This window comes from Microbulbifer agarilyticus, assembly GCF_001999945.1.
Classification (GTDB): domain Bacteria; phylum Pseudomonadota; class Gammaproteobacteria; order Pseudomonadales; family Cellvibrionaceae; genus Microbulbifer; species Microbulbifer agarilyticus_A.
On record NZ_CP019650.1, the window covers coordinates 994,665 to 1,015,583 of the forward strand.

Annotated in this window: 18 protein-coding genes; 16 read left to right on the forward strand and 2 right to left on the reverse strand. The window is 56.3% G+C overall.

What is annotated here, in order from left to right:
* Positions 1-368 precede the first annotated feature (368 nt).
* Entirely contained in the window at positions 369-899 is a 531-nt protein-coding gene (locus Mag101_RS04050) for an RNA polymerase sigma factor (protein ID WP_077401161.1), read from the reverse strand.
* Positions 900-1,252: 353 nt separating this feature from the next.
* Here Mag101_RS04050 and dnaX point away from each other — a divergent pair, with 353 nt between their 5' ends.
* From dnaX to Mag101_RS04100, 10 genes are all read left to right on the forward strand, one after another.
* Positions 1,253-3,448 (forward strand): DNA polymerase III subunit gamma/tau, encoded by a 2,196-nt coding sequence (gene dnaX, locus Mag101_RS04055; protein WP_077401164.1) that lies wholly within the window; start codon positions 1,253-1,255, stop codon positions 3,446-3,448.
* Between the two features lie 73 nt (positions 3,449-3,521).
* Positions 3,522-3,869 (forward strand): YbaB/EbfC family nucleoid-associated protein, encoded by a 348-nt coding sequence (locus Mag101_RS04060; protein WP_077408039.1) that lies wholly within the window; start codon positions 3,522-3,524, stop codon positions 3,867-3,869.
* 91 nt (positions 3,870-3,960) lie between these two features.
* A complete protein-coding gene (recR, locus tag Mag101_RS04065) occupies positions 3,961-4,584 on the forward strand; it encodes a recombination mediator RecR (protein ID WP_077401166.1) in 624 nt (207 codons plus the stop codon).
* Positions 4,585-5,745, forward strand: a complete 1,161-nt coding sequence (gene rnd, locus Mag101_RS04070) for a ribonuclease D (RefSeq protein ID WP_077401169.1) — start codon at positions 4,585-4,587, stop codon at positions 5,743-5,745.
* On the forward strand, positions 5,742-6,035 hold the full coding sequence (locus tag Mag101_RS04075) for a YcgL domain-containing protein (protein WP_077401172.1): 294 nt from the start codon (positions 5,742-5,744) through the stop codon (positions 6,033-6,035). Before rnd ends, Mag101_RS04075 begins: the two co-directional genes overlap by 4 nt.
* Before the next feature lie 30 nt (positions 6,036-6,065).
* Entirely contained in the window at positions 6,066-6,518 is a 453-nt protein-coding gene (locus tag Mag101_RS04080; protein WP_077401175.1) for a YcgN family cysteine cluster protein, read from the forward strand.
* Positions 6,519-6,647: 129 nt separating this feature from the next.
* Complete coding sequence (locus Mag101_RS04085; RefSeq protein ID WP_232325128.1) at positions 6,648-7,010, forward strand: hypothetical protein; 363 nt, start codon at positions 6,648-6,650, stop codon at positions 7,008-7,010.
* A 208-nt stretch (positions 7,011-7,218) separates the two neighbouring features.
* The gene (locus tag Mag101_RS04090; RefSeq protein ID WP_077401181.1) at positions 7,219-7,899 is read left to right on the forward strand and encodes a YEATS-associated helix-containing protein; all 681 of its coding nucleotides are present in this window, start codon (positions 7,219-7,221) and stop codon (positions 7,897-7,899) included.
* 151 nt (positions 7,900-8,050) lie between these two features.
* The gene (locus Mag101_RS04095; RefSeq protein WP_010133640.1) at positions 8,051-8,896 is read left to right on the forward strand and encodes an AAA family ATPase; all 846 of its coding nucleotides are present in this window, start codon (positions 8,051-8,053) and stop codon (positions 8,894-8,896) included.
* An 8-nt stretch (positions 8,897-8,904) separates the two neighbouring features.
* Entirely contained in the window at positions 8,905-10,086 is a 1,182-nt protein-coding gene (locus tag Mag101_RS04100) for a vWA domain-containing protein (protein WP_077401184.1), read from the forward strand.
* Positions 10,087-10,248: 162 nt separating this feature from the next.
* Here the strand turns inward: Mag101_RS04100 and Mag101_RS04105 are convergent, their stop codons facing one another.
* Complete coding sequence (locus tag Mag101_RS04105) at positions 10,249-11,730, reverse strand: peptide MFS transporter (protein WP_077401187.1); 1,482 nt, start codon at positions 11,728-11,730, stop codon at positions 10,249-10,251.
* A gap of 226 nt (positions 11,731-11,956) precedes the next feature.
* On the opposite strand from Mag101_RS04105, the gene hrpA reads away from it, so the two are divergent.
* The 6 genes from hrpA to Mag101_RS04135 all read left to right on the forward strand — a co-directional run bounded on the left by hrpA (position 11,957) and on the right by Mag101_RS04135 (position 20,600).
* The gene (gene hrpA / locus Mag101_RS04110; protein ID WP_077401190.1) at positions 11,957-15,871 is read left to right on the forward strand and encodes an ATP-dependent RNA helicase HrpA; all 3,915 of its coding nucleotides are present in this window, start codon (positions 11,957-11,959) and stop codon (positions 15,869-15,871) included.
* A 306-nt stretch (positions 15,872-16,177) separates the two neighbouring features.
* The gene (locus Mag101_RS04115) at positions 16,178-16,507 is read left to right on the forward strand and encodes a hypothetical protein (RefSeq protein WP_077401193.1); all 330 of its coding nucleotides are present in this window, start codon (positions 16,178-16,180) and stop codon (positions 16,505-16,507) included.
* Between the two features lie 29 nt (positions 16,508-16,536).
* Entirely contained in the window at positions 16,537-17,418 is an 882-nt protein-coding gene (locus Mag101_RS04120) for a DUF692 domain-containing protein (RefSeq protein ID WP_157520151.1), read from the forward strand.
* Positions 17,408-18,238 (forward strand): DNA-binding domain-containing protein, encoded by an 831-nt coding sequence (locus tag Mag101_RS04125; protein WP_077401196.1) that lies wholly within the window; start codon positions 17,408-17,410, stop codon positions 18,236-18,238. Before Mag101_RS04120 ends, Mag101_RS04125 begins: the two co-directional genes overlap by 11 nt.
* A 141-nt stretch (positions 18,239-18,379) precedes the next feature.
* Positions 18,380-19,342: a VacJ family lipoprotein gene (locus Mag101_RS04130; RefSeq protein WP_232325129.1), complete on the forward strand. Its 963-nt coding sequence runs from the start codon at positions 18,380-18,382 to the stop codon at positions 19,340-19,342.
* Complete coding sequence (locus Mag101_RS04135; RefSeq protein WP_232325130.1) at positions 19,326-20,600, forward strand: SpoIIE family protein phosphatase; 1,275 nt, start codon at positions 19,326-19,328, stop codon at positions 20,598-20,600. The genes Mag101_RS04130 and Mag101_RS04135 overlap by 17 nt, the downstream gene beginning before the upstream one ends.
* Positions 20,601-20,919: the final 319 nt, after the last annotated feature.

Below are 20,919 nucleotides of genomic sequence, written 5' to 3' on the forward strand. Positions count from 1 at the left end.
ATGGTGACTAATAAGTTCCACTTTCGCCTCGCCGCACCAATTTGGTGCCAAGCTTTGGCGTCCAAAACAACGTTCCTGTTCGTTCTGCGCAATTTTTACGATAAAACGTCGCAAAATTTAGCATATTTTGAACGATTGGTCCGTTATTTTTCACATGGATGCCCTTGTATACCAGTAAGACGGACTGGAACCGCTTGCCCTCAATACTTTTTTATGTTTTTGCTGCACTGCGGTGCGTTATTGCATGTGATGCGCCAAGCTTGTTCAAAGGTAGACCAAGTCGCAAGCGATGTGCGATTAGCCGAGGGGGTAGGTGCGGTGAGTGGGTGAGGTGTTGGCCGGCTGTGCCGTGGTGCGTGCCACCAGTCTCAGCGAATGCCGCCTGTCTTCTGTCGGCAGACTTTCAGAGCCTGCAGGATGTACTTCTCAACACTGCTGACGGAAATGTTCATTTCCTGAGCAATGTCTGAGTAGGATAGGCCGCGGTTGCGGTGCAGCAGGAATGCCTGGCGGCACTTGAGTGGCAGGCTATCCATGGCCTGATGAATAGCTTGCAATTGTTGCCTTGCAGCCAGTACTCGCTCCGGCGACTGGTCAAAGCCGTACTCATCATCGGAGGGGGAAGCGCCCTCGGGGGGCAATTGCTGGTTTACGTAGTCAATATGCAGCTTGCCGCGGCGCAGCTGGTCCACGGCCAGGTTATTCGCAATCTGGAAGAGGTAGGCCCGGGGGTTTTCGAGGTCTTTCTCGTCACTGAGCTTCTGCAGCCGCAAGTAGGCGTTCTGGGCAATATCCTCGGCATCTTCGGTGCTTCGCACAATACGCGTGACAAAGCGCACCAGCGCCTGGCCGTGATCGGCAAAAAGAGATTCCAGAAGTGTCTTCCGGGCTTTGCTCATTGGTGGACGGATTCCCCGCGTTGCGCTCGTTATGATTGTTATAAGGCCAACCATGTCAGTTATAACACAGCTGGATAACGATCGACGAGTGGTCGTTTTGGCAAGATAAAGTGACTGAACTTATCAAAATGTTTCTTTTTGGTGTGCCCAGCGGCCGGCTCGGTTGTCTTTAGCGGTTGCCGGGGTGACAAATCCAGTGACCGCGGGCGCATGCCTATTCCTGCGCGTCGATGCCGGTATAATGGTGGACTTCTCAAATTTCAATGCCAGTTCGGCGGGGGCAACCCGGGCCAGCGGGCAGATATAGACTAAAAGGTGGCGCCCATGTCGATAGGGGCCACGGCGGAGAGCGAATGAGTTACCAAGTACTGGCACGCAAATGGCGGCCGCGGTTGTTTCGGGAAATGGTGGGTCAGGAGCATGTGCTTCAGGCGCTGATCAATGCCCTGGACAACAACCGCCTGCATCACGCCTATCTATTTGCCGGTACTCGCGGGGTGGGTAAAACCACCATCGCGCGGATTCTTGCCAAATGTCTGAACTGCGAAACGGGGGTAAGCTCTGAGCCCTGTGGTCAGTGCTCTGTCTGTACCGAAATCGCCGACGGGCGCTTTGTCGATCTGATTGAGGTGGATGCCGCCTCCCGCACCAAGGTCGAGGACACGCGCGAGCTCCTTGAGAACGTGCAGTATGCGCCGACCCGGGGCCGCTACAAGGTGTACCTGATCGATGAGGTGCACATGCTGTCCAACAGCTCGTTTAACGCGCTACTGAAAACCCTGGAAGAGCCGCCTCCCCACGTCAAATTCCTGCTCGCCACCACCGACCCGCAGAAACTGCCGGTGACAGTCCTGTCGCGCTGTTTGCAGTTCAATCTCAAGAATATGAGCCCGGAGCGGGTGGTTGAACACTTGCGCTTCGTACTGGAAAAAGAACTGGTACCGTTCGAAGAGCAAGCCCTGTGGCACTTGGGTCGGGCGGCAGATGGTAGTATGCGCGATGCCATGAGCCTGACTGACCAGGCCATTGCCTTCGGCGGTGGCAAGATCAGTGAAGCAGAAGTGCGGGCCATGCTCGGCACCCTGGACAGCACCCTGGTGTGGAAACTGGTCCAGGCGCTGTCCGACGAAAACCCGTCCGCGCTGTTCGATACCGTGGGTGAACTCTCTGAACAGGCGCCAGATTACAGTGCTGCGCTGGCAGAGTTGGCCTCTATTCTGCACCGCATTGCCATTGCTCAGGTACTGCCGGAGTCTATCGATAACGCCCTCGGCGATGCCGAGCTGCTGCAGCAGCATGCTGCGTCAATGGCCGGCGAAAATGTGCAGTTGTTTTATCAGATGGCATTACTCGCGCGTCGGGACTTGCCTATGGCGCCGGACCCGCGCGGTGGTTTTGAAATGGCGCTGCTGCGTATGCTCGCGTTTAAGCCTCAGGGTGTTGCACATATCCCAACCGCGCCGCTTGCTGGCGCTGGCGCGCAAGCGACGCCCCAGCAGACTTCCGCCCAGCCTTCCCAGCAACCACCAGTCATAGAGCAGGTGCAGCCTGTTGCGCAACCGCAACCGCAACCGCAACCGCAACCGCAACCGCAACCGCAACCGCAACCGGAAGTGCCGCCGGTGGTACAGCAGCCTCCTGAGCCTGCCGCAGAAGCGCCGGCAGCGCCCAATGCGCAGCCCCCGGTGGATGATGCTCCTCCTTGGGATGTTGAGCCCCAGTCGGCGTCAGGTTCCGAGGAGGTGGTGAACGATGCGGCAAAAAAGTCCGCCCCTGAATTCGCCCCGGAGCCTGAGGCCAGTGCTCCGGTAACCGAACCTGTGCGTCAAGCGGCACCCGAGCCGGTCGTGCAGGCCTCGCAGCCCCTGATCAATCAGTCTGTAGCCGAGCAGCCAGCACCGGCCAATGTGCAAGAAGCCGCTGTGATCGAGCCGGTGGTCGAGCAAGTAGCCGAGCAACCGGTCGCTGCAGACACTCAGCTACCGCAGTCGGAGACGGTGCCAGACGCGCGCACGGCGATGCGTGAACGATTACGTCAGCAGGTGGCAGAGGTGCAGTCCGCGCCACCTCAGCAGGTTGCGCAGCCAGAAACCCCGGCATCGGCGAGTGAGCCTGTGCAGCAAGCTTCTGAGCAGGCGCAGACACCCGCCGCGCGTTTGGAAGCGCTTACCCCCGGAAGCTGGCCGGCCATGTACCCGCAAATGGGGGTGACCGGTATCCTGCATTCCATTGCCGCGAACCTGGAGTTACTGGGGCGGCAGGACAATATACTTTCCTTTACCTTGGATCAGACTCGCAGCAGTTTGTACGACGAGGGACATCAGCGCCGCCTGGCAGATGTACTGGGTGACTTTTTCGGTCAGCCAGTCACTGTGCAGATCCAGGTTGGCGATGTCTATGGTGGCACCCCCGCGCAACTGATTGCGGCGACCAAGGAAGCGCAATTGTTATCAGCCCGTGACTCCCTGAATCAGGACCCGCTGGTTCAGGAGCTGCAATCGGAGCTGGGCGCACAACTGGTGCCAGACTCGGTCGAATACCTGGGTTAACTGCATGCGCCAGGGTAAGCAGCGCGGGTTTCAAGAAATTGATGAAGTAAATGGAAAATAGGTAATTGCCATGATGAAAGGTTTCGGCGATTTAATGCAGCAGGCGCAGAAAATGCAGGCTGACATGCAGGAACGCATGGAGAAAATGCAGAAAGAGCTGGGCGACCTGCGGGTAACCGGGGAGTCCGGAGCCGGCATGATCAAAGTGACCATGAACGGCCGCCACGATGTGGTGGATGTGAATATCGATGCAAGCTTGATGAGCGAAGACAAGGAAATGCTCGAGGACCTGCTGGCTGCAGCGGTGAACGATACCGTACGTCGTGTTGAAGAAGCGGTGCAGAAAGTGCAGAAAGAGCAGATGGGCAACCTCGGTGCGGGTATGAACCTGCCGGAAGGGTTTAAATTCCCGTTTGGTTGACCGCGCCTTAAGCCAAACACGCAAGCCCGTTTTTGTTTTCCCAATTTTTTCTGGGCCCAGAGAGGGCCCTTTTTACGTTTAAACAAGAAATATGTTCAGTCCCCTGATTGAAGACCTGATTCGTGCACTACGCTGCCTGCCGGGAGTCGGACCCAAGTCCGCTCAGCGCATGGCGATGTACCTGCTGGAAAAAGACCGCGACGCCGCTGGTCTGCTCGCCAGCTCGTTGCAGCAGGCGGTCGAGAAAGTTGGCCGCTGCAGCCGTTGTCGCACCCTGACCGAGCAGGAAATTTGTGCCCTGTGCAACAACATGCGCCGCGATCACTCTTTGCTGTGTGTGGTGGAAACTCCGGCAGATGTGCTGGCAATTGAGCAGGCGGGTAACTATCACGGCCTGTACTTTGTATTGCATGGCCATCTGTCGCCCATTGACGGTGTCGGTCCGGCGGATATTGGTCTGGACGTACTCGGTGAACGCTTGGGTGAAAAGCAAAGTAATGAAACGGGCGCGGAAGAGCCCATGATTCGCGAACTGATCATTGCCACCAACCCGACCGTGGAAGGCGAAGCCACTGCTCAATTTATTGCTGAGCGTGCGCGCGCCAGAGGGGTTGCGGTCAGTCGAATCGCACACGGTGTCCCCATTGGCGGTGAACTGGAATACATCGATGGCGGCACCCTGGCGCATGCATTCAACAGTCGGACGGTGCTGTAAATGGCGGATTCATTTAACGCTGAGTCATTCAGCGCAGAAGACAAGCAGCTGGTTGATGCCACGCCGATTTGGGTCGACAGCGACGAACAGTTGGTGGAGTTGTGTGCGCGCTGGCGCACCCAGAGTGCCATTGCGCTGGATACCGAGTTCATGCGCAGCCGCACCTTTTATCCACAGCCAGCACTGGTGCAGGTGGGCGACGGTAAACACTGTTACCTGATCGATAACCTCGCCATTTCCAACCAGGAACCTTTGAAAGAACTACTGCAAGACACACGCGTGATCAAAATCATGCACTCCTGCAGTGAGGATCTGGAAACGCTGGAACGCTTGCTCGGTGTTATTCCCGACCCAATTTTTGATACCCAAATCGCCGCGGCAATCAGCGGTATGGGCGCGGGGTTGGGGTATGCGGCAACCGTTAGCGAGCTCCTGCAGATCGATTTGCCGAAAAGTGAAACCCGCTCCGACTGGCTGCAGCGCCCGCTCAGCGATTCGCAAAAAAACTATGCCGCACTGGATGTGGCCTGGTTGCCGTTGGTATACGGCATATTGGTAAAACGCTTGCGCGAGCAGGAACGTCTCGATTGGCTTTGGGAGGATTGCACGGCCATGGTAGCCGCGGCGCGCCAGCCTGAGTCTCCTGAACTTTACTACTGCAAGGTAAAGGGTGCCTGGCGGCTGCGCCAGAACCAGCTTGCAGTATTGCAGGACCTTTGTGCCTGGCGTGAGCGTGAAGCGCGCGTGAGAGACATGCCGCGCAACCACCTGATTAAAGAAAATGTGTGCATGGCACTCGCCCAGAATATGCCCAAGTACCTGGCGACGCTGGCGCAACCGGGGCTCGAAGGAAAGACCTTGCGGCGCTATGGCGAAAAATTGCTGGAAATTATTTCTAGTGCGGCCGAACGCGAGGACCTTCCTGCTCGGCTGTCGCAGCCTCTCAACCGCGAGCAGGGCGAAGTCCTGAAACTATTGCGTAAGAAGGTCACCGAGCTGGCGGAAACAGCGGGACTGCCTCCCGAAATTCTGGTGCGCAAAAAAGAGCTGGAAGTACTGGTGCAGGCCCAGCAGCCAATATTGGAAGGGCGCCTTACCGGTTGGCGCCGCGCGGTAGTGGGCGAGCCACTACTGCAAGAATTGAAAGAGTTAAAAGTATGAGTAAGCTCCTGTGTGATATTTACCGCAGCCCGCGGGAACAGGAAATGTATCTGTATGTGCAAAAGCAGGAGGGGCTGGCGCGTGTACCCGACAAGCTGCAGGAACTGTTCGGCGATCCGGTGCATGTCACTACCCTGATTCTGACCCCTGAGCGCACCCTGGCACGTGCCGAAGCTGAGACTGTAATCAAACAGTTACAGGAGCAGGGCTTCTATTTGCAAATGCCGCCGGTGGTAGACGATGAAATGCGGGCGATCGCGGCACAAAACAGCAAGCTGTCTCACGGGTGATCATTTTTTAAGGCTGGTGAGGTAGCGAACGTGGTAAGTCAGCGGCCGTTCTGGCAACGAAAGTCCCTGGCGGAAATGACCGACTCAGAGTGGGAGTCGTTGTGCGATGGTTGCGGACGCTGCTGTCTCCACCGGCTACAGGATGAAGAGACTGGGGAAGTCGCCACCACCTGTGTTTCCTGTAAGTTACTGGATAGCCACAGTTGTCGTTGTACCGACTATCCTAACCGCATGCAGCAGGTGCCGGGTTGTACCCAGTTGACACCTCAGCGTGCGGTGGAGTTTACCTGGTTACCCGCAACCTGCGCCTACCGGATTCTCGCAGCAGGGGGCGATTTACCCGAATGGCATCCACTGGTTTCCGGTGATCCCGAGTCGGTGCATCGCGCGGGCATCTCGGTGCGTGACAAAGTCATCAGCGAAACCGATGTAGATGTGGAAGACTACGAGGAATTTATCGTTACCTGGGTCGGTGAAGAATAGGTAGATGATGAATGGACCGGATATGCATCGTGCGAATCACGCGATAAATGATGTTTAGCGTGTGTCGGCGAGCGGGTAAACCCCTCTCAAGGCGCACGTATTGGAAGTAATAAAAAGAGCAGAGAAATAGTGGAAGAGTTCAAATTAGCCTGGGCCGTGTATACCGCTGGGGTCATTGTTTTGCTGGCGGCAGGCTGGTGGTTTATGCGTAACTGGGGGTGGTCCTGGGTGCGCAATCTGATTTTGCTTGAGGCGGCAACCGTGTTGTTGGTGCCTGCCCGCGGTGCAACGGCAGATGGTCCTCTGGTGCCTGTATTGCCGCTGTTTGTTTACCAGACCCTGTTTGAGGAAGAGGGCGCCACGCCGGAAGTTTCCGCCAGTCTGGTATTTGCCGCCGCTGGTGCTTTTGCCGTGATGCTGATTGTCGGAATAATCAAACTGATGCTGCGTCGCCGCAAAGATCGCCCCATGACGGAAAGTGACCAGTACTGACGTCGTATATGCTAATGCGTGCGCCAGTCCGCGACATAGGTGGTTACTGGCGCAAAAACCTTCTTTCCCTTTGGCTCGTCGGAGCCGTCCCCGCTGCTAGCTGCTATATCTACTAAAGCCCGTCGTAAAACAGCTAATCAAAACGTTCTTAACAATCACAAGAAGTGCCTGTCGTGGCGTTTACTGTGCATGGAATGAAGGGACAGGGATGCTCGATCACCTCCTTATATTGACCGCCGTTATGCTGGTCTCCGGAATCCTCGGGGGTCTGGTCAATTACTACCAGATGTTGTTCACAGAAGAGGACCCTGCGGGCCTGGCACGCTGCCTGATCATGGGGCTGTGCGGTGCATTGATGGTACCGATCTTTCTGAAATTCACCCAGAGCGACCTGCTGATCGAAATTCAGGGTGATCCCTCCCGCCTGCTGATTTTTACCGGCTATTGCCTGCTCGCCGCCATCGCTTCACGTATGTTTGTGTTCAATGCCGCGCGGCGCCAGCTGCGCGACGCCAGTATTGCCCGTGCCCGTGTAGAAAATCTCGAGCAGGAAATCCGCGCCATGCAGCTGGAAATCATGCCCTTGCTGGAGCATGAAATCGAAGGGGATCCGGATCAGGGGCCGACCCTCGACTTCAACCAAATTCGCAAGCTCGACGACAATGCACTGCATGTGCTGAACCTGTTGAACAGCGGCGAGTGCGTGTTCCGTTCACTGGCGGGTATGGTGCAGGAGGGCAATATGGAGACCAATTCTGTCGCCCGCGCCCTGAACAGCCTGCTGGTGCTCGAGATGGTGGGCAAGATCCATAGCCACTTGGGCATTCGCTGGTATATCACCGATAAGGGGCGCCAGGTGGTGCGTCGTCGTCGCACCGAGGCTGCCTGAGTATACCATTTCTGACCTATTTCTTGTTTTTGGTCGCGCTTTGCCCGGGCGCGGCCGCTGCCGTCATCCATTCTGACCGATTCCGCCTTTGGCCCCCCAGTGGCCTTCCTTTACCATGGATACTTACGATTCTCAGGCTTTCGGAGTACACATGAAATTCACCGGTACCGACAACTACGTGGCCACAGACGACCTGCAGATGGCGGTCGATGCGGCGGTAACCCTGCAGCGCCCGCTGCTGATCAAGGGCGAACCAGGCACCGGTAAGACCCTGCTCGCGGAAGAAGTGGCCAGCAGCCTGGGGCTCAAACTGATCCAGTGGCATATCAAGTCCACCACCAAGGCGCAGCAGGGCCTGTATGAATACGACGCGGTATCCCGCCTGCGCGACTCCCAGCTGGGTGTGGACCGGGTGCACGACATCGGCAACTACATCAAGAAGGGCAAGTTGTGGGAGGCCTTTGAGGCCGACGAGCGGGTAGTTCTGTTGATTGATGAAATCGATAAAGCGGATATCGAATTCCCCAACGACCTGCTGGTGGAAATCGACCGTATGCAATTCTTCGTATACGAAACCGGCGAGACGATTACCGCCAAGCACCGGCCGATCGTCATTATCACTTCCAACAACGAGAAAGAACTGCCGGACGCATTCTTGCGTCGCTGTTTCTTCCATTACATCAGCTTCCCCGACCGTGCGACCATGCAAAAAATCGTGGATGTGCACTACCCGGATATCAAGCAACAACTGGTTGCAGAGGCGATGGATGTATTCTTCCAGATTCGCGACGTACCGGGCCTGAAGAAAAAGCCTTCCACATCGGAGCTGATCGACTGGCTGAAGCTGTTGATGGCCGACGATATCTCAGAAGATGTGCTGAAAAATCGCGATGGCAGTTCGGCGATCCCGCCACTTTATGGCGCGTTACTCAAAAACGAGCAGGACGTGCACATGCTTGAACGACTGGCATTTATGGCACGCCGCGAAGGGCGTTAACCGCAACCATGCTCATCGGATTCTTTTTAAATCTCCGTCGCCACCAGCTCCCGGTGTCCATCACCGAGCTGCTCTCGCTGCTGGAAGCACTCCAGCAGCGTCTGGTGTATGCCAACCTCGATGATTTCTACTTTCTCGCCCGTACCTGTCTGGTAAAAGACGAAAAGCACTTCGACAAATTCGACCGCGCCTTTGCCGCCTACTTCAAAGATCTGGAATCCCTCGACGATATTCTGGAACAGATGATTCCGGAGGACTGGCTGCGCGCGGAGTTTATGAAGCAGCTCAGCGACGAAGAAAAGGCCAAAATCGAGTCCATGGGTGGGCTCGAGAAGATGCTGGAAGAATTCAAGAAGCGCCTTGAAGAACAGAAAAAACGGCACAGCGGCGGTAACAAGTGGATCGGTACCGGCGGTACCAGTCCTTTTGGAAATAGCGGCTATCACCCGGGTGGTATTCGCGTGGGTGGGCAGAGTCGTAATAAATCTGCATCCAAGGTGTGGGAAAAACGCCAGTTCCGCAACCTGGACGACAGTGTCAGCCTGGGTACGCGCAATATTCAGGTGGCATTGCGCAAACTGCGTAAATTCGCCCGCAGTGGTGCTGCGGAAGAACTGGATCTGGACAGCACAATCAGTTCAACCGCACGCAATGCCGGCCTGCTGGATATCCAGATGGTGCCGGAGCGTCACAATGCGGTAAAGGTGCTGATCTTTTTTGATGTGGGTGGCTCCATGGATCCCTACGTCAAACAATGCGAAGAGCTTTTTTCAGCCTGCCGCAGTGAGTTCAAGCATCTGGAATATTTTTATTTCCACAATTTTGTCTACGAGCATGTGTGGAAAGACAATCAGCGCCGCTATTCAGAATCCACACCGCTGGTAGAAGTGCTGCGTACTTACGGCAAGGATTACAAAGTGATTTTTGTGGGCGACGCGGCGATGGCCCCCTATGAGATCACCAGTCGTTACGGCAGCGTTGAGCATATGAATGAGGAACCGGGTGCGGCGTGGATGCAGCGGGTCACTGATACCTACGAAAAGCTCGTATGGCTCAACCCTACTGGTGAAGAGTACTGGCAGTACACAGCCAGTACCGGTATGACCCAGAAACTGGTTAACGGCCAGATGTATCCGATGACCATTGAAGGTTTGGATAGGGCGATTGCCTATCTGGTGAAGGGGCGCTGAGGCTCTTTGAGTCTTGAATCCCGTGTGTGGCGGCAAGATACCGGGTGCGGGTTTTCAGGACCACTGTAAACCCATCCCTGGGCGTTGCGGCGCAAACTTCCTGTTTGCGACGCTCCTGAAAACCCGCACCCGGCACCTTGCCTTCGCGTCGACTTTATCTATCTACTCACCAAACTTTTTCTGCGGCGCCACATCGTGGTCCGCAGTAATACCAATTTCTTCTTTGGTGGTCTCGTTCATTTCCGTGTGCTCTTCTTCTGCGCCGTGCATCCAGTCCACTAGTTTTTCGCGGATAAAGAACAGGATAATTCCAGCGGTAATCGCCGCAATGGCGACGCCACCAAAGGTTGCCAGCGGCCCGGTTTCACCAACCAGTTTGCCTATCTCCGCCGCACCTTTGTTGGCAATACCAATAAAGGCAAACCACAAACCCATCATCACACTCAGGTAGCGCAGCGGTGCCAGTTTCGTCACCATGGATAGGCCGATGGGTGACAAACATAGCTCGCCAATGGTGTGGCAAATGTAGGCCACCACCAGCCACCAGGGGCTTGCTTTCGCGGTTTCTGAATCGCCAATCTGCAGCGCCGCGCCCACCATGGAAATGAAGCCGAGGCCGAGGAAGATAAGGCCAAGGCTAAATTTCGCGGGCGAAGAAGGTTCGCGGGAGCCGAGTCCCACCCAAATACTCGCCACCACGGGTGCGAGGATGATGATAAACAGCGGGTTTACCATTTGCAGCCAACTCGCAGGAATTTCAAAACCGAAAATATGCAGGTCGGTATTGTATTTGGCGAAGAGGTTCATCGAGCCCGCAGCCTGCTCAAAGCCGGCCCAGAAAATCACGGTGAACAGACCCAGAATCAGAATCACCTTGATACGGTCGCGCTCCTCCGGGGTGAGCGGGCGCTTCTTCTCTTCGTCATCCAGGTTAGTCTTCAGGCCCAGCTTGGCGGAGGGCCGGTTACCGATCTCGCCGAGTAATTTATCCGACTGGGTAGCCTGCAGGATCAGGCCCAGCAGCATGCCGAGACCGGCACAGAAGAAGGCCAGCTGGTAATCCACTTTCTCGCCGATCCAGCCGATAACCAGATAGCCGAGAATGGAACCCAGGTTGATACCCATGTAAAAGATCGTGAATGCGGTATCCCGGCGCTTGTCACCTTCCTCATAGAGGTCACCCACCATGGTGGAAATGTTGGGTTTGAAGAAGCCGTTGCCGATAATCATCAACGCCAGGCCAAGCCACAGCATGTAGATCTCGGTACCGTCCGGCAGCCAGCTGTGGGGGAAGCCCAGCGCGAACTGCCCGAGCATCATCAGCGCACCGCCAAACATAATGCAGCGTCGCTGGCCCCATTTGTTGTCGGCCATCCAGCCGCCAATGATGGGGGTCAGGTACACCAGCATTGCGTACCAGCCCAGGTAGCTGAGTGCCTTGGACTGCAACTCTGACTGTGACAGCGCTTCCCAGCCGAATACGGCCGCCGTGGTCGCCGAAGTCAGGTAAAACACGAAGATGCCACGCATACCGTAGTAGCTGAGGCGTTCCCACATCTCGGTGCCAAACAGAAGGTATAACCCCTTGGGGTGTCCCATCATCTCCCCGGCACTGGCTGGGGGTCTCGGCTTGAGGTCTTGCATGGAGGCTCCTCGAAGTGGCCGCGGGTGTGCGGCGAGCTTGTCTGCACAGTGGTCGTGCGCGGTGGTATTACGCGCCTTTCGCTTGAGTATAGGACAGGCACAGCGGGCGCAATTCTAGTGAGAGGCTGTGAGAGCCCCCAGCGGGTATCCACGGGGTATAATGTCCCGCTTGCCAATCGGGCCGCCCTCTGGGCCTGAACCAACAGTCACTCTAGTAAGCCGTTTCATGAGTTCCGAACCCCAAAATCAACCCAGTCCTGAGTCCGTTATCCAGCAGTGCGCGCAGTTGCTGCCGCAGTGCATGGGGCGCGACCGCTATCGCCTGAAGCGCAGCCTGAGCAATGCGCGTCGGCGCCTGAAAGAGGGAAAACCTGTGGACCGGATGCTGGCCCAACTGCAGGGGCAGTTGGCCGAGTCGGTGGCTTTGGTAGAAGCGCGCAAGCAGAAGTTGCCCAAGGTCGAGTGGCCCGAAGGGCTGCCGGTGGTGGCGCGCCGCGAAGAAATTGCCGAGTTGATTGCGGCTAACCAGGTAGTGGTGGTAGCAGGCGAAACCGGCTCCGGTAAAACCACCCAGTTACCGAAGATCTGTCTCGAACTGGGGCGCGGTATTGTCGGTCAGATTGGCCACACGCAGCCACGGCGAATTGCTGCGCGCACCGTGGCTAATCGTATTGCCGAAGAACTCGGGCAGTCCTTAGGGGATTCCGTCGGCTATCAGGTGCGCTTTACCGATCAGAGTACCGAGCACACCCATATCAAATTGATGACCGACGGTATTTTACTGGCGGAAATCCAGCGGGACCCGCTGCTCAACAATTACGATACGCTGATTATCGATGAGGCCCACGAGCGCAGCCTGAATATCGATTTTCTGCTGGGCTACCTGAAAACCATTCTGCCCAAGCGCCCGGATCTCAAACTCATCATTACTTCTGCGACCATCGACCTGGAGAAATTCTCCCGACATTTCGACGATGCGCCGATTATCGAAGTCTCCGGCCGCACTTATCCGGTGGACATTCACTATCAGCCACCCGCCGACAGTGATGCGGATCTGAACCAGCAGGTGATTGAGGCCGTCGAGGAGTTGCTGCGAGAGGAAAAATCCTCGTCCCGTCGCGGCGGCGACATTCTGGTATTTATGAGTGGCGAGCGGGAAATTCGCGAGTGTGCCAAGGCACTGCGCGATGCGCAGCTGCCACATATTGATGTATTACCACTGTATGCCCGCCTCAGTCTGGCCGAGCAGAGCCGAGTATTCGCGCCGCACAAGGGCCGCAGAATTGTACTGGCCACTAATGTGGCAGAAACCTCGATCACCGTTCCCGGTATCCGTTATGTGATCGATCCGGGTACCGCGCGTATCAGCCGCTACAGCTATCGCAGCAAAATCCAACGTTTACCGGTAGAGGCCATCTCACAGGCCAGCGCCAACCAGCGCGCGGGTCGCTGTGGTCGGGTCAGTGCCGGTGTGTGTATTCGCCTGTACGAAGAGTCCGACTTTGTGCAGCGGCCGGAATTTACCGATGCCGAAATCCTGCGCACAAATTTGGCCGCGGTGATTTTGCAAATGCTGCAGTTGCGCATCGGCGATATTCGTGAATTCCCATTCGTCGATCCTCCGGACCAGCGCCTGATCAACGATGGTTATAGCCTGCTGCAGGAGCTTCAAGCGGTTGATGGCAAAGGTGCGGTTACCAAAATGGGCCGTGCCCTGTCACGCCTACCGCTGGATCCGCGTCTCGGGCGCATGCTGCTGGAATCTGGCCCCACCAAAAGCTTGCGCGAACTGCTGATCATTGTCAGTGCGCTCGCAGTGCAGGACCCGCGCGAACGCCCGGCAGAAAAACGTCAGGCCTCCGATGAGAAGCACAAGCAGTGGCTACACGAGCAGTCCGACTTCCTCACTCTGGTGAATTTGTGGGATGGCTTTGAAGCACAGCGCCAGGAACTCAGCCAGAACCAGCTACGCAAGTGGTGCCAGAAAAACTTCCTGTCCTGGCTGCGGCTGCGCGAATGGCGAGACATCCACCACCAGTTGCGGGTGGCTATTCGCGATCTGGAATTGAAGATGAACCCGGAGCCCTCGGACTACGCCAGTGTGCACAAGGCGATCTTGCCGGGGTTGCTTGGCAATCTCGGTGTGCGTGATGAAAACAAGGAATTCCTTGGCTGTCGCAATCGCCGCTTTCATGTATTCCCCGGGTCCGGGCAATTCAAGAAGCCGCCGCGCTGGCTGGTAGCTGCGCAGTTACTTGAAACCAGCCGTTTGTTTGCGCACACCGTTGGCAAAATCGAGCCAGACTGGGTGCTGGGTTGCTCTGAGCACCTGGTAAAACGCAACTATTTCGAGCCCCACTACAATCCGCGCTCTGGCGCGGTAATGGCGTTTGAGAAGGTGACGCTGTACGGGCTGGTGTTAGTCGATAAGCAGCGCATTCATTACGGTAAGCTCGATCCCGTGACCTCGCGCGAAGTTTTCATTCGCGAAGCCTTGGTGGAGCAACGTTATCGTGGCAAGGGCAAGTTTATTCAGCACTTCAAAAAACTACAGGAAGAGCTGGAAGATCTCGAAGCGAAATCCCGTCGTCGAGATATCGTGGTCGATGATGAAGTGGTGTACCGCTTTTTCGATGAGCGTGTGCCTGCAGATATTGTGAACCTGGCGGGCTTTGAAAAATGGCGCAAACAGGCAGAGCAGAAAGATCCACAGCTGCTGTTTATTCCCCGGGACCTGATGATGCAGCAGGATGCGGGGCATGTGGGCGAGGCACAGTTCCCGGATTCCCTCACCAGTGGTGGGATCGAATATCCGCTCAGCTATCACTTCGAGCCGGGCAGTGTCGACGACGGTGTGAGTATTCAGGTGCCGGTAGGCGCGTTGCACCAGGTGCCTGCGGCCCGACTGCAGTGGGTGGTGCCGGGTATTTTGCGTGATAAATGTATTGCGCTGGTGAAAAACCTGCCCAAGCAATACCGCAAACACTTCGTGCCGGTGCCGGCCGCTGTGGATAAAGCTTTGCCGCGTATGCAGCCAGACAATACCCCGCTGTGGCAGGCGCTGGCCCATGAACTGAAGCGCCAGACTGCACAGGATCTTCCGGAAGATGCCTGGGTCTCTGCAGAGCACGGTGTCGAAGATTTTTACCGTTTCAACATTCAGGTACAGGATGAAAACGGCCGCCTGCTGGACCAGGGGCGAGACCTGCCGGAACTGCAGGCACGCTATCGCGATCGCGTGCAACAGGAACTCGCCAGTGCCGGTGATGATTTCGAACGCGAAGGCATTATCCGTTGGGATTTCGGCGACCTGCCGCATACCCATCAGCTGGATCAGGGGGGGCTGAAGGTGCGCGCCTATCCCGCGCTGATTGCCAACAAAGATAGTGTTGACCTGAAGCTGCTGGATAACCCGGATGAAGCGGCGCGTTTTACACGCGCCGGTATCTGCCGCCTCGCGTTACTGCATCTGCCCGAACCGGTGAAATATCTGCGCAAGGAGCTGCTCAAGGGCAAAGAACTGGGGTTGAGTGCGGCAGACCTGGGGCGTCGCGAAGAGGTCGCCGACGATATTCTGATGGCGGCAGCGCGTGAGTGTTTCTGGGCGGACGAGAACTGGCCTCGTAGTGAGAGCGAGTTTGTTCAGGCGCTGGAGAAGCGCGAACAGCTGATCACTATCGCGCAGGAAATCGGCGAACTGCTGATAAAGACGCTGGCGCAACTAGTGCCCCTGCGTAAGAAAATTAAACAACAGAAAAACCTGGCCGTCGCCATGGCGGTGGGCGATATTAACAATCAGTTGAGCGGGCTCTTCTATCGCGGTTTCCTGTTCCACACCCCGCTTGAGTGGCTGCGTCAGTACGGTCGCTACCTGAAAGGGATAGAACTGCGCCTGGAAAAGGCAGCGCTCGACCCGAACCGCGATCGCAAGCTCAGCGGTGAGTTCCAGCAGGCCAGCGAACCCTATGAGGGCTATGCCGCCGGGCGCGACCTGCAGTTGCTGTCTGGAGACCCGCGCATACTGCAGTACCGCTGGATGCTGGAGGAATTTCGCGTCTCCCTGTTTGCGCAAACCCTGAAGACCCTGATGCCAGTTTCGATCAAACGATTGCGTAAGACCTGGTCAGAAATTCAGGGTTAAGTAGTATTTGAGGTGCTTTTTTGTGCGCCGAAAATGGATGACAGCGTTATACCAAAAAAAGTTAGGTTCTTTGTGTAAGAACCACCATTGCCCCTCGACTATTGGGTAACCGCTCAGGAAATCGCGGTTTATTGGCCAAGTTCACAGTTCTGGAAGCCCGGACAACGGGAATTGAACCCGAATTGTGAACCGTTGGTCTGACTTTGAGGGCAACCCGTTCACGGGAAACTATAATCCGGGAGCGGCGGTGTTCGCGCCGCGAGCGTGAAGAGCCTTAAATTTTGGTATTAGATCAGGAGATCAGTCATGAACAAGAAGAATCTGCCTCTCGCAGCGGCCGTAGGTGCTGCTTTTATCGCCTCCGCGACCCTCAGCGTATCCACTGCTGCTAACCCGTTCACCGCGACCGAGCTGACCGCTGGTTATAACCTGAAACTTGCTGACGACCACGGCAAGAAAAAAGAAGGTAAATGCGGCGAAGGTAAGTGCGGCGAAGAAGGTAAAAAGAAAGAAGGTAAATGCGGCGAAGGGAAGTGCGGCGAAGGTAAAAAGAAAGAAGGTAAGTGCGGCGAAGGTAAGTGCGGCGAAGGTAAAAAGAAAGAGGGTAAATGTGGTGAAGGTAAGTGTGGCGGGTAATTCAATCTGGCACATAAGCTGATAGTCATATGATGACCAACACGCAACGGCAATACCCGGTCCAAGGCGCAGGCCTTGGACTGCGGCGTTCGATGATGGGCGAAACGCTCAACCCCACCGATGTCGACTTTCTCGAAGTAGCGCCGGAAAACTGGATTGGGGTAGGGGGCCGTTACGGCCGTTGGTTTCGCGAATTCACCGAGCGTTTTCCGTTCGTCACCCATGGGCTCTCGTTGTCCATCGGGTCCCCGGCGCCTCTTGATGAGGCGCTGGTGCGCTCTATCAAAGAGTTTATTAAGACACACAATATTCGCTGCTATAGCGAGCATTTGAGTTACTGCTCGGATCACGGGCACCTGTACGACTTGCTGCCGATTCCGTTTACCGAAGAAGCGGTGCGCTATGTGGCCGGACGAATACGCCGGGTACAGGATATTCTAGAGCAGCGCATCGCCATGGAAAACGTTTCCTATTACGCCGCGCCCGGCCAGGAAATGGACGAACTCGAATTCCTCAATGCGGTACTGCAGGAAGCCGACTGCGACCTGTTGCTCGACGTCAACAATATTTATGTAAATGCGATTAATCACCGCTACGACCCCGAGCAGTTCCTGCTGGGACTCCCTGCAGAACGTATTCGCTACGTCCATGTGGCGGGGCACTTTGACGAGGCTGAAGACCTCAAGGTCGATACCCATGGCGCGCCGGTGATCGACCCGGTGTGGGCTCTGTTACAGAAAGCCTACGCGACCTTCGGCCCCATGCCGACCTTGCTTGAGCGGGATTTTAACATTCCGCCACTGCCGGAGCTGTGTGAGGAAGTCGCCCAGATTCGCCAGTATCAGTCAGCCGCTGGAGCGCATATACGCAGCGCCGAGCCACCGCTTGCGGAGGTCATCCATGGGCGATAGCAAGGTGGTTGATGACTCTGTGGCGGAAAAGGATGCCGGTTTTCAATTGATGCAGCGCTATTTTGCGGCACATTTGCGCGCGCCCGCAGAGGTTTCGGCACCAGCGGGCATCGAAGATCGCCGTATGGGCATCTATCGGGATTTGATTTATAACAACATCGAATCCTTTGTTTCCGGTGGCTTCCCGGTCCTGCGCAGTATTATTGTTGACGATGTCTGGCATGCCATGGTGCGGGACTTCGTCCAGCGACATTGCTCCCACAGTCCTTATTTCCTGCAGATCAGTGAAGAGTTTTTGCATTACCTGCAGAATGAACGCGCGCAGTCGCCCGCCAGTGAGCAGGACCCCGCGTTTATGTTGGAGTTGGCACACTATGAGTGGGTAGAGCTGGCGCTGGATGTGAGTCCTGAAAAATTCCCCAGCGACGTGAGCGTGGGCGTTTCGTCAGAAGGAATGTTGGATATGGCGCCAGTTGCGTCGCCGCTTGCGTGGAGCCTCAGTTATCACTATCCGGTGCATCAAATTGGCCCTGCGTTCCAGCCTGCGGAGCCCGGCGCTGAGCCTACCTGTCTGGTGGTGTATCGCGATCGCGAAGACGATGTGGGGTTTATGGAAGCAAACCCTGCAACCCTGCATTTACTGCAGCTTGTTGAGCAGGCCCAGAGCGAAACCAGTGAGCAGCAGAGCACTCGCCAACTGTTACTGCAGCTCGCCCAGGATATGCAGCACCCTGAGCCGGAGCAATTGCTCGGGTTTGGGTTGGAACTGGTACAAAAGCTACATCGGCTTGACATTATTGCCGGCTTCCGCGCGGCCTAGGCCCCTTCAGGTATACCGCTCAACCCCATTGACCAAAACTGCCAGCTGCTATGCTGGCATTACTGCCAGTGTTAAGATTGCGCAAACGGAAACAAGAACTCTGGTTTGAATAAACGTCATCTATTTGCGAGGAGCAGGGATTTGCTTAACCGCACACATATGTCCGCGTGGACCCTGGTTTTACTCCTGTCGACTTCGTCAACACTGGCGCAAGATTCGTCTGATCCTTTCACGGAAATTCCCAACGAGCCCGCTACAGCCGCACCAGCTTCGAGTGCGCCGGGCGCCAGTGATGCGTCTGCGGCAGATCCATTTGCCAGCGAGGGCGAAGTAGCTGGCGGTGCTGGCAAGGACGATACTGAGTCAACCACCGATGCTTCGGGTGAGTTTGGCGCGGGGTTTGAAGACGAATACGGGTTTGACCCGGCAGATGAGTTTGCCAGCGCGGAAGAGCCGCAAGATCGCGACCCCTGGGAAGGCTTTAACCGCGCCATGTTCCGCTTTAACGACACCGCGGATCGCTGGTTTCTGAAGCCGACGGCGGTCAGTTATCGCCAGATCACGCCGATCTTTATGCAGACCGGTGTCTCCAACTTTTTCTCCAACCTGCGCGAAATCAACAATGCGCTGAATGGCGTGCTGCAGTGGAAATGGGGGCAGGCCGGCAACGACACAGGTCGCTTCCTGATCAACAGTACCGTGGGTTTGGTGGGGTTGCTGGATGTTGCCCAATATATGGGGCTCGAACCCAGTGACGGCGAAGATTTTGGGCAGACGCTGGCTGTTTGGGGCGTTCCGTCTGGCCCCTATTTGGTGGTTCCTTTGCTCGGTCCATCGACGGTTCGTGATGTGCCCGGGGAAGTGGTAATGTGGTACACCAACCCGTTGACCTATGTCGATAATAGCTCGGTGGAGTACTCCCTCAAGTTATTGAATGTTGTGCAAACTCGCGCCAGTCTGCTGCAAGCGGAAGCCCTCCTGCAAGGTGATCGCGATCGCTATGTGCTAATGCGCGATGCCTACCTGCAGCGCCGAGAATACCTGATCAACGATGGTGAACAGGAAGACGATTTCGGCGGCGATATGGATGAATACGATTTCTGATACGGCATCGGACACAACCCGGTCCAATTCCCTGACCGACGCACCCGCTGACGCTGCCGAAAGCGTCAGCGAGCGTCATTGCCTGCTTTTGATTGACCCCGATCAACCCTGTTGCGGCCAGCTGCAAAACTCCCTCTCACGACTTGGTTACACCGTAACTCTGGTTCACTGTGGCCTCGATGCGATCGCCACTTTTGACCCGGATAAATTCGAACTGGTGATTACCGACCTGCACCTGCCCGACATGGGAGGGCTGGAAGTTCTGCGTAAGGTGAAGGGATTGAGCGCCGAAACCCCGGTGGTAGTGGTCGCCTCTGACAGTGCGGTAAATGATGTGGTACAGGCGCTGCGCCTTGGTGCCAGCGACTACCTGTTAAAACCCATTGCCGATGACGGGGTGATTGATCACGCGGTTACACGTGTTGCGGAATCGAGAAAGCTGACCCAGCAAAACCGCGCGTACCGCGAAGAGCTGGAGGACCGCAACCGTGAAATGCAGGAGCATATTGAACTCTTGCAGCGGGATCACGAGGCGGGCCGCCAACTTCAGCAGCATTTATTGCCGCGCAGTCCCTACCAATATCCCGCGGGAATTGAGGCCGCCTATCGGTTGCAGCCCTCGCTGTACCTGAGCGGTGACTTCGTCGACTACGGCCTTTTCGGTGAGCGGTTTGTCGCGTTTTACCTAGTGGATGTATCCGGGCATGGCGTGTCCTCGGCGCTGATCACCGCGTTGATCAAACACAGCGTCATGCATCTGTTGCGCGAGCGTCCACTGTTCAGTCAACTCGACACCATCGACCACGATATCACCGCGGTACTGGAAATGATCAACGCGGAGCTAGTGGCCACTAACCTCGACAAGCACGCGAGTATGTTTGTCGGTGTGGTGGACAGCCGCGCGCGCCAGCTGCACTATGCGGTTGCCGGCCAGGTGCCGATGCCGGCGCTGGTTACAGAAGAGGGCGCGCACTGGCTGCCTGGCAAGGGGCGCCCGCTCGGGTTGTTCCATCGCGGAGGTTGGGAGGTGCGCCATCTTGCACTGCCGGCCTGCTGGCGACTGGTGACCTGCTCCGATGGCGTGCTGGAATTGCTGCAGGGCAACCTGCTGGAAAAAGAAGAGATGCTGTTGAAGATGATCAACGCGAGCCGCGGCGATCTCAATAGCCTGTGTGCCGCGCTCAAGGTAGATACCGCGGAATCCCTACCGGACGATATTGCTATTCTCACCATGCGACAGGATCCTGTCGCTGACTAGACTTCTTCATTGGGTCAAATGGCTTACTGGTCACCACTCGGCCCGGATATTGCTTCATACTTTCATACAGCTGTTTGTTCTCGGTTCATGTGGGGTTCAGCAGAGCTGTACGAGACTGATCATGTGGCTGAAGTCCCCTGAGTAGCCTGATTTTCTGCGGTTATCCATGAGGGGAGCCACACTGGTCTTGTCAGCGCTGTCGGGCAGGAGTAAGCTCCGCCAAATTAAGGGCATTCAATCGGCACGGGCGCACCAAGCATTGGCACCCGGTCACACTGATTGCACCAGATACGCACAAGGAAGCGTGCTGCGGTCAAAA